This window comes from Cupriavidus phytohabitans, from assembly GCF_000426345.1.
Lineage (GTDB): Bacteria > Pseudomonadota > Gammaproteobacteria > Burkholderiales > Burkholderiaceae > Cupriavidus.
On sequence record NZ_AUFE01000001.1, the window covers coordinates 131,298 to 144,122 of the forward strand.

Sequence of the window (12,825 nt, forward strand, 5' to 3'; positions counted from 1 at the left end):
GCCGTCAGGCTATCCAGTTGCGGATCGATTGCGCCATCACGCCCGCCGAGATGCCATAGCGGTCGTGCAGCGTGGGCAGTGCGCCGGCATCGAGGAATGCGTCGGGCAACCCGACCTGCCGGAACGGCACCATGGTGCCCGCCTGCATCAGCGTGGCCGCGACCGCCTCGCCCAGGCCGCCGACCAACGTGTGGTTCTCGGCTACCACTACCAGGCGCCCTTGCCGCTTGGCTTCGCGCAGGATGGTCTCGGTATCGAGCGGCTTGATGGTCGGCACATGCAGCACTGCCACGCCGATGCGGTCCTTCTCCAGCGCCTTGGCCACCTCCAGCGCGCGCATGGTCATGATGCCCGACGAGATCACCAGCACCTCGGCGCCGTCGCGCAGCAGTTTGGCCTTTCCAAGCTCGAACTTGTAGTCGTATTCGTCCAGCACCACCGGCACGTTGCCGCGCAGCAGGCGTGCGTACACCGGACCGTTGTGTGCGGCAATGGCCGGCACCATCTGCTCGATATCGATCGCATCGCACGGGTCGATCACCGTCATGTTGGGCATGGCGCGCATCAGCGCCAGGTCTTCGGCGGCCTGGTGGCTGGGGCCGTAGCCGGTGGTCAGGCCGGGCAGCGCGCAGACGATCTTCACGTCGAGGTTGTCCTCGGCAATGGTCTGGTGCATGAAGTCGTAGGCGCGGCGCGTGGCAAATACCGCGTAGGTGGTGACGAAGGGCTGCGCGCCTTCATGCGCGAAGCCGGCGGCGGCGCCCATCAGCAGCTGCTCGGCCATGCCCATCTGGTAATAGCGCTCCGGGAACGCCTGCGCAAAGATATGCAGGTCGGTGTACTTGCCCAGGTCGGCGGTCATGCCGATCACGTTCTGCTTGTGGCGGCCCAGTTCCACCAGCGCGTGGCCGAACGGGGCGGACCGGGTCGCCTGTCCTTCGCCGGCGATGGAGGCGATCATGGCCGAGGTCTTCAGCTTCGGCTTGGCGTTGGTGGTGGCGATGGTATTGCTCATGCTTGTCTCCCGGCTTCCAGGGCCTGCAGTGCGAGTTGCCATTCGTGGGCATCCACGCGGATAAAGTGATTCTTCTCGCGCTGCTCGAGGAACGGCACGCCGCACCCCATGCGCGTATCGCAGATGATCATGCGCGGCTGCGCGCCGCGGTGCCCGCGCGCCGCGCGGAAGGCGGCGGCGACAGCGTCGATGTCGTTGCCGTCGACGCGCTGCGTGAACCAGCCGAATGCTTCCAGCTTCGGCACCAGCGGCTCGAACGCCATGATCTGCGTGGACGGGCCGTCGGCCTGCTGGTTGTTGACGTCGACGATCGCGATCAGGTTGTCCAGCTTCCAGTGCGCGGCGGACAGGATGCCCTCCCAGATCGCGCCCTCGTCCAGCTCGCCGTCGGAGAACAGCGTGTAGACGAAGTTGTCGGAGCCCTTGCGCTTGAGGCCCAGGCAGCGGCCCACGGCGATGGTCAGGCCCTGGCCCAGCGAGCCGCCGGACATTTCCATGCCGGGCGTGTAGCTGGCCATGCCCGACATCGGCAGGCGGCTGTCGTCGCTGCCATAGGTCTCCAGCTCCTCGGCGGGCAGGATGCCGGCCTCCAGCAGCGCCGCGTACAGCGCGATGGCGTAGTGGCCGTTGGACAGCAGGAAGCGGTCGCGCCCTTCCCATTCGGGGTCTTCCGGGCGGTAGCGCATGGCGTCGAAGTAGGCCACGGCGAGCACGTCGGCGATATCGAGCGCCTGGCCGATATAGCCCTGGCCCTGGACTTCGCCCATCAGCAAGGCGTTGCGGCGGATGCGGTAGGCGCGTTCCCGCAAGGACACGGCCTTGTCGGTGGTTGCTTGTTGCATGATGTCTCCAGCAATCGGTTCGATCAGAGTTTCAGAAGGTCGGCAAAGAGGGGGGCTTCAGCGGTTCACTTCAGCGGTCCACTTCAGCGGTTCACGGACCTGGCCGGGACCAGGAGCACCAGCATCGCCCCGAAGACCACGGTGCCCGAGATGAACACCAGTCCGGCGGTGGACTTGCCAGTCAGGTCGTTCAGCCAGCCTACGATGGCGGGCGAGAAGAAGCCGGCCAGGTTGGCGACGCAGTTGACCGCGGCGATGCCCGCTGCCGCCGACATGCCGCCAAGCAGCGCGGTGGGCAGCGCCCAGAACTGCGACGACGAGGCCAGGATGCCGGCGGCGGCGATGCACAGGCACACCAGCGACGCGCTGACACTGCCCAGCAGCGGCAAGGTGGCAAAGCCGGCGGCGGCGACCACCATCGGCACGATCAGGTGGAAGCGGCGCTCGCGGCGGCGGTCGGCGCTCATGCCCACCAGCGGCAGCGCCACGATGGCGCACAGGTACGGCAGCGCGGTGTAGATGCCCACCCACAGCGGATCGGCAACGCCGGCCTTGCGGATGATCGTTGGCAGCCAGAAGGTCAGCCCGTACTGGCCCAGCACCACGCAGAAGTAGATCGCTGCCATCAGCCACAGGCGGCGGTCGCCCATGAACGAGCGGATCGACATGTGCTCCATCTTGTGCGCGTTGTCGCCTTCGATATTGCGCTTGAGCAGCGCCTTCTCGGCGTCGGTCAGCCAGTGCGCCTGGTCGATGCCATTGTCGAGGTAGTACAGGATCGCCACGCCCAGGCACAGCGAAGGCAGCGCCTCGATCAGGAACAGCCACTTCCAGCCGGCCAGGTCGCCCACGCCGTGGAAGGCATGCATGATCCAGCCCGACAGCGGCCCGCCCACGATGCCGGCCAGCGGAATCGCCATGAAGAACATCGACAAGGCCTTGGCACGCCGCTCGGACGGGAACCAGTACGTCATGTACAGGATCACGCCAGGTGCGAAGCCGGCCTCCGCCACGCCGAGCAGGAAGCGCAGCACGTAGAACTGGGTTGGCGTGGTGACAAAGGCGAAGCACGCCGAGATCACCGCCCAGGTCAGCATGATGCGCGCCAGCCAGCGCTTGGCGCCGACCTTGTGCAGGATCACGTTGCTCGGCACCTCGAAGATGAAGTAGCCGAGGAAGAAGATGCCGGCGCCGAGGCCGTAGATGGTTTCGCTGAACTGCAGGTCGCTCAGCATCTGCAGCTTGGCGAAGCCGACATTGACCCGGTCCAGGTAGGCGCCCAGGTAGCACAGCATCAGGAACGGGATCAGCCGCTTCACCACCTTGGCGTAGGTGCGGGTCTCGAAGGTGGCGGAATCGGCGTGCAGCGTCGCTTCGCCGCCAATGGGCGAAGCCGCGTATTTGGTCTTCATCGGTTGTCTCCTGCCTGGTGGCGCCGCGCTGCGGTGCCCCGGCTGTTGAAGGTCCCGCCTCTTTCGGGCGGCTTCACTTGAACTTAGTGGATCAGCATGCCGCCGTTGACGTCGAGCGTGATGCCGGTCAGGTACGCGGACATGTCGCTCGCCAGGAACACGCAGGCGTTGGCCACGTCGGCGGCATTGCCCAGGCGGCCCAGCGGGATGCCCTTGATGATGTCGGCGCGCATCTCTGGCGTGAGCTTGTCGCCGGTGATGTCGGTCTGGATCAGGCCCGGCGTGATCGAATTGACGCGGATGCCGTCCGGCCCGAACTCGCGCGCCATGGCGCGTGCCAGCCCCAGCACTCCGGCCTTGGCGGCGCTGTAGTGCGGCCCGCCGAAGATCCCGCCGCCGCGCTGCGCCGACACCGACGACATGCACACGATGCTGCCGCGCTTCTGCTCTCGCATCTGCGGCAGCACCGCCTGCGACATGTACAGCGTGCCGCGCAGGTTCACGTCGAGCACGGCGTCGTAGTTGGCCGCCTGGATATCGAGCGTGCGCACCGGCTGGGTGATGCCCGCGTTATTCACGAGGGCGTCGATGCGGCCGTAGCGCTGCAGCACGGCCTGCGCCGCGCGTTCGCAGGCGGCCTTGTCGGTCACGTCGCAGGCCAGGCCCAGGTGCCGGTCACCGAGCTCGCCGGCGGCGGCCTGCGCGTCTTCAAGGCGCAGATCCAGGATCACCACGGTGGCGCCCTGCGCGGCGAAGGCCCTGGCGGTGGCCTTGCCGATGCCGCGCGCCGAGGCGGCACCGGTGATGATGACTACGTTGTTCTCGACCAGCATCTTTGTCTCCTTGCAATTGGACTTGGGATGTGTCGAGTTTTGTCGCTGGCGGCCTGACGATCAACGCGGTCTGCCTCAGCTATTGCTGAGAAATTTTCAAATGTCGGCGAAGGCGCCCGGAAGAGTGAGACGCTTCATTCACTTCACTGGCCCCGCAGGGGGCGTCGCGCGTTCAGCGCGGCGCCGGCAGCTGGCGGTCGAGCCAGGCCAGGAAGCGCGCCACGCGCGGCAACTCCGCGTTCTGCGCCGGGCAGACCAGGTGGTGGCTGCCCACCTCCAGCGCGTGGCTGTCGTCGAACACCGGCACCAGCGCGCCCTTGCGGATCTGCACCGATGCCAATAGCGTGCTCTCCAGCGCCACGCCCAGTCCCAGTGCGGCAGTCTCCAGCGACATGTAGGAGCGGTCGAAGCTGAAGTCGAAGGTCTTGTGCGAAGCCGGCACGCCGAACCGCGCGAACCACTGTTGCCACTGCACCAGCGGCGTTTCGGAATAGATCAGCCGCTGCGCGAGCAAATCCTCGGGTGTACGGATCGGATGCTTTTCGAGATAGGCGGGAGAAGCCAGCGGCGCAATCGTCTCGCGCCGCAGCGTCTTCACCTGCAGATCGCGCCAGTGCGCGTAGCCGTGGCGGATATCAACATCGTAGTAGCCGCTTGTGAACGACACGTCTTCATACGAGCAGGACAGGTTGAGCTGGATATCGCCATTGTCGGCCTGGAACGATTCCAGCCGTGGCAGCAGCCACATCAGGCCGAAGCTCGGGCTCGAATGGACACGCAGAATCTCGATATTCGCGGGGCTCGAAGCGCGTTCGGTAGCGCGGTTGAGATCGGCAAGCACGCCGGTGATATCGCGCAGATACTGCTCGCCAACCGACGTCAGCGCCAGCCCGCGTCCTTGCCGGAAGAACAGCGCCTGGCCAAGGATCTCTTCCAGATTGCTGAGCTGGTGGCTGACGGCGGACGCCGTCAGGCCGAGTTCCTCCGCGGCGCGGCTGACGCTCTTTGTCCTGGCGACGCTTTCGAAGGCGATAATGGCCTTTACCGGAGGAATCCGCATGGCATGTGGTTCGGCATGGAGTCGCAGCGATTCTACTGGGTGTTGCGGGCCGCGTGCCGCCGAATGCGGCGGTCCGCGGTCCGCCGCGGTTACTTGCGCTGCATCCCGACCACGGTCGGCTTGCCGTCGACATTGTCGAATGTGGCCCACACCGATTCGCCTTCCCGGAAATGCTGCAACGAGGCGCGATCCTTGACCGGGAACGCCATGGTCATGGCGGACATGCCGAGGTTCTCGATCGGGTCATGCCTGAGCGTGACTTTGCCGGCCTTCATATCGATCTTCTTGATTTCCGCCGCAACGGGGCGGGGAGCCTGCTTCGACCCCGCCGACGGCTTCATGTCCATGCCGTCCATCGATCCCGCAGCGAATGCCGCCGGGGTGGCGGCGAGGGCCAGCACGATTGCGAGAGTCTTGACGCGTTTCATCTTGATTCCTCCTGAAGCGAGGGTTGAGTGGAAAGTGGAGTGGATCCTGGCTTGCGCCTGCGCATCAGCAGGTACGCCGCCGGCACGACAAACAGGGACAGCAACGGGGCAGTCACCATGCCGCCGACCATCGGGGCGGCAATGCGCTGCATGACTTCCGAGCCGGTGCCGTGCGACCACATGATGGGAACCAGGCCTGCGAGAATAACCGCGACCGTCATGGCTTTGGGGCGCACGCGCAGTACCGCGCCTTCCTGGATGGCTTCCATGAGGGCAGCCGAGCCGGTCTCGCCACGGTCCTCGCGCAGGCTCCAGGCCTGCTTCAGGTAGAGCAGCATGATTACGCCAAACTCCGCCGCAACCCCGGCCAGCGCAATGAAGCCGACGACGCCGGCCACCGACAGGTTGTAGCCCAGCAGGTAAAGCAGCCAGAACCCGCCGATCAGCGCCAGCGGCAGCGTGCCCATGATGAGCAGCGCTTCGTCGAGACGGCCGAACACCAGGTAGAGCAGCACGAAGATGATCAGCAGCGTGAACGGCACTAACACCTTCAGCTTCGCCGTCGCCCGCTCCAGGTACTCGAACTGCCCCGACCAGCTGAGCGAGTAGCCCGCCGGCATCGGCACCGCCTTTGCCACCGCGGCCTGCATGTCCCGGACGGCCGAGCGCAGGTCGCGTCCGCGGATATCCACGTACACCCAGCCGGACAGGCGGGCGTTTTCGCTGCGAAGCATCGGCGGCCCCTGCACCACCTGGATGCGCGCCACGTCGGCCAGGACGATCTGCTGGCCCCTGTCGGTGACGATGGGGAGGTTGCGCAGCTGCTCGACCGATTCGCGGTAGTCGCGCGGATAACGGACGTTGATGGGAAAACGCGCCAGCCCGTCGACGACTTCCCCCACGTTGTCGCCGCCGATCGCCGACGACACGATGCGCTGGACATCCTCGATGTTCAGGCCATACCGGCCGGCCGCCATGCGATCGATGTCGACGTCGATATAGCGCCCCCCGGTCAGCCGTTCGGCGAGCGCCGAGGTGACGCCAGGCACCGCCCTGACGGCGTCTTCGATGCGCGTGGCGAGGCGGTCGATTTCCTTCAGGTCAGCGCCGGCCACCTTGATGCCCACGGGACTCTTGATGCCGGTGGCGAGCATGTCGATGCGGTTGCGGATCGGCGGCACCCAGATATTGGACAGGCCCGGCACCTTCACCACCCGGTCGAGTTCCTCCACCAGCTTGTCGGCAGTCATGCCGGCACGCCACTGGTCACGCGGCTTGAACTGGATGGTGGTCTCGAACATCTCGATCGGCGCCGGATCGGTCGCGGTATCGGCGCGGCCCGCCTTGCCGAACACGGTGGCCACCTCGGGCACGGTCTTGATCATGCGGTCGGTCTGTTGCAGCAGCTGCGCTGCCTTGCCGACGGACAGCCCCGGCAGCGCCGATGGCATGTACAGCAGGTCGCCCTCGTCGAGGGGCGGCATGAATTCGCCGCCGATCCGCATGACCGGCCACGCGCTCACAAGCAACAGCAGCGCGGCGATCGCCACGGTGGCCCGGGGAAAGGCAAGCACCCTGGCGAGCACGGGCCGGTAGGCGCAGATCAGCCATCGGCTGAGCGGATTCGACTGCTCGGCAGGGATCCTGCCGCGGATCAGGTAGCCCATCAGGACCGGCACCAGGGTCACGGACAGTCCCGCCGCCGCGGCCATGGAATAGGTCTTGGTGTAGGCCAGCGGCGAGAACAGCCTGCCCTCCTGCGCTTCGAGCGCAAACACCGGGATAAACGACAGCGTGATGATCAGCAGCGACAGGAACAGAGCGGGCCCGACCTCGGCTGCCGCCGCGCCGATCACGCCCCAGCGCTCGTGCCCGCCCAGTTCGCGGCCAGGATTGTCCGCATGCCAGTGCTCCAGGTGCTTGTGCGCGTTCTCGATCATGACAACCGCGGCATCGACCATGGCCCCGATGGCGATCGCGATGCCGCCCAGCGACATGATGTCGGCATTGACGCCCTGGTATCGCATGACCAGGAACGCGGCCAGCACACCCAGCGGCAATGAAACGATGGCCACCAGCGCGGAGCGCAGGTGGAACAGGAAAGCCAGGCAGACCAGGGCGACGACGATAAACTCTTCGGCCAGCTTGTGCGCCAGGTTTTCCACCGCCCGGTTGATCAGCGCAGAGCGGTCGTAGGTGGTCACGATCTGCACGCCAGCCGGCAAACTCTGCTGCAACGTGGCGAGCCTGGCCTTGACCGCCTCAATGGTTTCCAGTGCGTTCTTGCCCGAGCGCATCACGATGACACCGCCGGCAACCTCGCCCTGGCCGTCGAGCTCGGCAATGCCGCGACGCATCTCTGGACCGAGCTGGATGACGGCGACATCGCCCAGCCGCACCGGGATGCCGGCGTCGCTGGTCACCAGCGGGATCTGCCGGAAATCGTCGAGCGTCTTCAGGTACCCGCTGGCGCGGACCATGTACTCCGCTTCCCCCAGCTCCAGCACCGAGCCGCCGGTTTCCTGGTTGGCCCCCTTTAGCGCCGCCAGCACCCTGGCCTGCGACAGGTTGTAGGCGCGCAGCCGATCCGGCATCAGCACGATCTGGTACTGCCTGACCATGCCCCCCAGCGAGGCGACCTCGGCGACATTGGGCAGCGATTTCAGCTCGAAGCGCAGGAACCAGTCCTGCAGCGCGCGCAACTGGCTCAGGTCATGCTGCCCGGACTTGTCCACCAGCGCGTACTCGTAGATCCAGCCGACGCCGGTGGCGTCCGGCCCCAGTGCCGGCCTGGCTGCGGCGGGCAGGCGCGACTGCACCTGGTTCAGGTATTCCAGGACCCGCGACCGTGCCCAGTAGAGGTCGGTGCCATCTTCGAACAGCACATAGACAAAGGAGTCGCCAAAGAACGAATAGCCGCGCACGGTCCTGGCCCCGGGCACCGACAGCATGGTGGTGGTCAGCGGATAGGTGACCTGGTTCTCGACAATCTGCGGCGCCTGGCCGGGAAACGGCGTGCGGATGATGACCTGCACGTCGGACAGGTCCGGCAATGCATCCAGCGGCATGCTGCGCGCCGCCCACAGTCCCCATGCGGTCAGCAGGATCGTGGCCAGCAGTACCAGGAAGCGGTTGCGGATGGACGCAAGAATAAGCCGGGCGATCATGGCTTGGCCTCCTGGGTGACGCCAGCCGGCTCGACCGAAGACAGGATCGCCATGCCGTCCTTGTCCAGGTGGAAGCGGAACCGGATGCGGTCACCGGGCTTGAGCCCTTTCGGCAGGCCCGCAGGCGGCGCGGCGAAATCCATGGTCATCGCGCCCCACTGCACCGAGGGGATGGGGCCGTGCGAGATGGTCAGGCTCTCGGTGCCACGATCGCTGCCGTTGACTGCCTCGATGCGGCCGAGGCCCTCGTGCCCGGGCGCGGCTGCCGCCGGCGCGGAAGCCGCCGGAGAAGCACCCATGCGCTCTGCGGTGCCGCGCAGGCTGGCCTCCGAATCGATCAGGAATTGTCCGGAGGTGACCACCTTCTGGCCAGCCCGCAGCCCATCCAGCACCTCGACCATGCCCGCGGCCTCGCGTCCGGTCCTGATGTCGGTTGCCACAAAACCTGCCGTGCCGGCATCCACCATGACGATGCTGCGCCGGCCGGTGCGGATGACGGATTCCAGGGGAATCATCAGCACCTCTTTCTGCTCGCCGCTGTCGAAACGGGCCGTCACGAACATGCCCGGCAACAGCTGCCTGCCCTTGTTGGGCAGGACAATGCGCACCTTGACGGTACGCGTGGCCGGATTGACGTCCGGCAGGACGGTGTCGATCGTTCCGGCCAGTGGCTCGGTTGCGCCGGCGGGCAATACCTTGACCGCCTGGCCGGGAACAATGGCGCGGGCCTGGCCCTCCGGGATCTCGGCAATCACCCAGATCCGGCTCAGGTCGGCCAGGCGGAACAGTGTCGTGCCCGGGGAAACCGTCATGCCCTCGCGGACCGCGACCTCGGTCACGACGCCGTCGACCGGACTCACGATGCCAGCATGGGGCTGGAGCTTGCCGGACGACTCGACCGCGCTCACCTGGCCTGGCGTCATGCCCGCCTGCAGCATGCGGGCCCTGGCCGCACCGAGCAGGTCAATCCGGCCATCGGCGGCCGTGCGGGACACGGCGAGGTATTCCTCCTGCGCGGCGATCCAGTCGGGGGAGTACACCGTCACAAGGACTTGCCCGCGCCGAACCGGGTCGAGGGTTGCCTTGACGGCAACATGCTGAACGAAGCCAGTGGTTCGTGCCTGAATCACCTGGACACTGCGTTCGTCGATGGCGACATTGCCTGGCGCCTCGAGCACGGCGCTGAGCCGGCCGGTCCTGGCCTCGGACGTGCGGATGCCCAGATTCTGCGCGACACGGCTGTCGACCGTGACCCCGCCGCCCGCGCCTTCCCCATCGGCGTAGACCGGCACGAGCTGCATATCCATGAAGGGAGACTTGCCCGGCTTGTCGAAGCGCTGGCCGGGCACCATCGGATCATGCCAGTACAGGATCTTCTTGCCGGTCTTCGGATCGATGTCACCTGCCTTGAGCGCGGGCCCGGCGCCGGGTGTCCGCGACTGGGCAAGTTGTGTCCCGCGCGTGACGCCGAGATGATAGGCGCTATAGATAGCGGCGCCGGCGAGAACGAGGGCGGCGGCCGCTGCAATACGTGCTTTTTTCATTGGAGATCCTTGATGGCCGGCCCGGTCTGCGCGGTTGGCAGAGGGACCAGGAAGGTCAGCTCGGCCCAGAGCCTGGCCGTCCTGGCCTCAAGCGCCAGCCGTTCCGCCGCCATGTCGATGGCGCGATGGCTGGCCTCGGCGACAGCGGGCAGCGACCCGGTATTGGCCCGGTAGGCCGTGAGCGCGGCATCCGCTTGCGCGCGGGCCAACGGCAAGGTCTTCTCGTCGTAGCGCTTGAGCCGCTCCAGGTTGCGCTGCAGTTCGGCAAGCCTGGCGCCCACCATGGCCTGCGTGTTGCGGCGGATGATTTCGGCCCTGGCGCGCGCCTCGTTGGCCTGTGCGAGCCTGGCTGCGACATCGCGGTCCTGGCGATTACCGCGGTCCCAGGGTACCGGGAAGCTGACGTTGAGCGACCCCATATTGGAGTAGGCCGGGCCGCGCTGGCTGTACATCAGCTCTACCGTCACATCCGGTTTGCGGGCTTCTGTCGCCACCTGGATCTCCGACTCCGCCAGGGCCACTTCACGCTGCGCCGCCGTCACCTCAGGCACCGCGTCGAATTCGCCTTGCAGCAGGTGCTGAATGCCTTGCGGCACGTCGAGCGGCGGGCGCTCCGACAACGGGCGCCTGGCCGCGGGCCCGACCCAGCGCTCGAGATTGAGCATGGCCGTTGCAATAGCGGCACGGTTTTCGTCCTGGCGGTCGTGCAGCTTCTCGATTTCAAGCTCCATCGCCAGGACATCCGCACGCGAGCCACGCCCGCTGCGATAGGCGGCCGTCGCCGCCTGGAGCGCCAGATCCAGCGGGTGGACGTGATGGCCGAGGAGGACGGCGGTCTGCTCGGCGTACCACAGGTCAAGCCAGGCACCGACCGCATTGCGCTGCACGCCGGCCAGTCCGACGGCTCGTTTCGCCTCGGCGGCGGTCGCCTCGGCCGCGGAACGCGCCGCTCTTGCGCGGCGCTTGTCCGCGCGCGTGAATTCCTGCATCACGCTGACCGACCGCATGGTCATGAAGTCCCGGGTCAGCGAGAACTGGTCCGGCCCGTTCAGGGGGACGTTGTTCAGCCCGAGCTTGAGCACCGGATCCGGCAACTGGCCGGCGGCGACCGCCATTTGCGCGGCCGACTCGACGGCGCCGGGAGAAGATTCGGCATTGCCCGCGTGGGCCGTCGCGAGCGCGACGGTTTCCTCGAGGGAAAGAGTTGGAGCGGCTTGCGCGGCTGCGGCGTGCAACCACGCCGGGCCCAGGGCAGGCGCGCACAGCAGCGCCAGTGCCAGGCGACGAAGAGAAAGCATAAAGCCTCCGTGAGCGACGACAGCTGCCCGGTCTGGCGGGCAGCGCTGAATGGACGTCGATCCGGAGGCTACGTTTGGAAACTGCAGTGAAGGATGTTCAGGGCCGGTGGGCCGCGGGCTTCCACTTCCGCGCGCAGCGCGACGCGGATATCAGCGAGGACCACGCGCGTGGGTTCCACGATGCTCCTCAGCACCGGCAGGAATGCCGGCAGCTGCGCGTGGGCATGGTCCGCACTCCTGGAATCGGCCTGGCAGTGCGCCTGGCATAGCCCGCTCTGGTCAATCCCCTGGTAGTCGCTGCCAGGCGCCATGTCGGCGCACGATTCGGTCATTGCCGCTGCCGTGCCACTGCCTTCCATCTGGTAGCGGATGCCGGTACAGGCGTACGCGGCCGCTGCCAGTTGAACTGTCAGAAATACAACAAGCAGGAGGCCGGCGAAGACGGGATGCCGGCGGACAGCGTGGCGCAAGTGATGTGTCGGTGGCGTGCGCGGTTGCGTACGTGAGGAAGGATACTGCGTTTTCGGGTGATCGACGTGACTCTTGGCGGATTGCAGGGCGTGTCAACAAGAATGCACACAGAAACGAAAACGAAAGCACAAAATCGTGCAAAAACGCTGAAACCATCGGGGAATGCCCCTAGGGCACCGGGCAACATTGTTTAGAGTGCTTACTCTAGAATGGGTCGCGAATGATGCAACGCAGCACGCCGGGCGTCTCCTTCGACGCACACGGTCGTGCGTCCACCAGCTACCGTCGTCGGGCAACCGTGCCCAGGCGGATCCAAGGAAACCATTGCATGCCCGTTTTCGCGCCCGATCAGCTCGCTGCCACCCACGGCAGCGGCTTCGCTGACTGCTTTGCCTACTCCAGCATCCTGTTTGCCGGCTTCCAGCGGATCGCCGAGCTGAACCTGCAGACCGCGCAGGCGGCCTTCGAGGAAAGCCAGCAACGCATGCAGGCGCTGCTGGCCAGCAAGGACCTGCGCAAGGTCCTCGACATGCAGAACGGCCTGACACCCCTTGCCGCCGACAAGGCCTGCGCCTACACGCGGCAGGTGTGCGAAATCGCGTCCGAAACGCAGGCCGAACTTGCGCAGCTGGCGCAGGCTCGCTTCCAGCAAGCGGTCGAACTTGCACAATCCAGGCTGAGCCACGCCACCGCGTCGGCTTTCGCCGGGCGAGTCGCTGCATAAACCACGGCCGCCGGGCGCGCCGCGCCGCATG

General features: G+C 66.5%; 11 protein-coding genes. 1 reads left to right on the forward strand and 10 read right to left on the reverse strand.

Features of this window, described 5'->3' with window-relative positions:
* Window positions 1-4: 4 nt before the first annotated feature.
* From K309_RS0100650 to K309_RS0100695, 10 genes are all read right to left on the reverse strand, one after another.
* Entirely contained in the window at window positions 5-1,015 is a 1,011-nt protein-coding gene (locus K309_RS0100650) for a transketolase family protein (RefSeq protein ID WP_156914270.1), read from the reverse strand.
* The gene (locus K309_RS0100655; RefSeq protein ID WP_029044611.1) at window positions 1,012-1,857 is read right to left on the reverse strand and encodes a transketolase; all 846 of its coding nucleotides are present in this window, start codon (window positions 1,855-1,857) and stop codon (window positions 1,012-1,014) included. The genes K309_RS0100650 and K309_RS0100655 overlap by 4 nt, the downstream gene beginning before the upstream one ends.
* Window positions 1,858-1,940: 83 nt before the next feature.
* The gene (locus K309_RS0100660) at window positions 1,941-3,269 is read right to left on the reverse strand and encodes an MFS transporter (RefSeq protein WP_029044612.1); all 1,329 of its coding nucleotides are present in this window, start codon (window positions 3,267-3,269) and stop codon (window positions 1,941-1,943) included.
* 83 nt (window positions 3,270-3,352) lie between these two features.
* Window positions 3,353-4,102 carry an SDR family NAD(P)-dependent oxidoreductase gene (locus K309_RS0100665; protein WP_029044613.1) on the reverse strand — a complete coding sequence of 250 codons (750 nt, stop codon included), beginning with the start codon at window positions 4,100-4,102 and terminating at the stop codon, window positions 3,353-3,355.
* A 172-nt stretch (window positions 4,103-4,274) separates the two neighbouring features.
* Window positions 4,275-5,162: a LysR substrate-binding domain-containing protein gene (locus tag K309_RS0100670; protein WP_029044614.1), complete on the reverse strand. Its 888-nt coding sequence runs from the start codon at window positions 5,160-5,162 to the stop codon at window positions 4,275-4,277.
* A gap of 89 nt (window positions 5,163-5,251) precedes the next feature.
* Window positions 5,252-5,590: a copper-binding protein gene (locus K309_RS0100675; protein ID WP_029044615.1), complete on the reverse strand. Its 339-nt coding sequence runs from the start codon at window positions 5,588-5,590 to the stop codon at window positions 5,252-5,254.
* The gene (locus tag K309_RS0100680) at window positions 5,587-8,757 is read right to left on the reverse strand and encodes an efflux RND transporter permease subunit (protein WP_029044616.1); all 3,171 of its coding nucleotides are present in this window, start codon (window positions 8,755-8,757) and stop codon (window positions 5,587-5,589) included. The genes K309_RS0100675 and K309_RS0100680 overlap by 4 nt, the downstream gene beginning before the upstream one ends.
* Window positions 8,754-10,301: an efflux RND transporter periplasmic adaptor subunit gene (locus K309_RS0100685; protein ID WP_029044617.1), complete on the reverse strand. Its 1,548-nt coding sequence runs from the start codon at window positions 10,299-10,301 to the stop codon at window positions 8,754-8,756. Before K309_RS0100685 ends, K309_RS0100680 begins: the two co-directional genes overlap by 4 nt.
* Window positions 10,298-11,599 (reverse strand): TolC family protein, encoded by a 1,302-nt coding sequence (locus K309_RS0100690; RefSeq protein WP_029044618.1) that lies wholly within the window; start codon window positions 11,597-11,599, stop codon window positions 10,298-10,300. The genes K309_RS0100685 and K309_RS0100690 overlap by 4 nt, the downstream gene beginning before the upstream one ends.
* A 68-nt stretch (window positions 11,600-11,667) precedes the next feature.
* On the reverse strand, window positions 11,668-11,931 hold the full coding sequence (locus K309_RS0100695) for a hypothetical protein (RefSeq protein ID WP_369796384.1): 264 nt from the start codon (window positions 11,929-11,931) through the stop codon (window positions 11,668-11,670).
* Between the two features lie 467 nt (window positions 11,932-12,398).
* Here K309_RS0100695 and phaP point away from each other — a divergent pair, with 467 nt between their 5' ends.
* Entirely contained in the window at window positions 12,399-12,794 is a 396-nt protein-coding gene (gene phaP / locus K309_RS35670; protein WP_051320268.1) for a TIGR01841 family phasin, read from the forward strand.
* The last annotated feature ends 31 nt before the right edge of the window (window positions 12,795-12,825 follow it).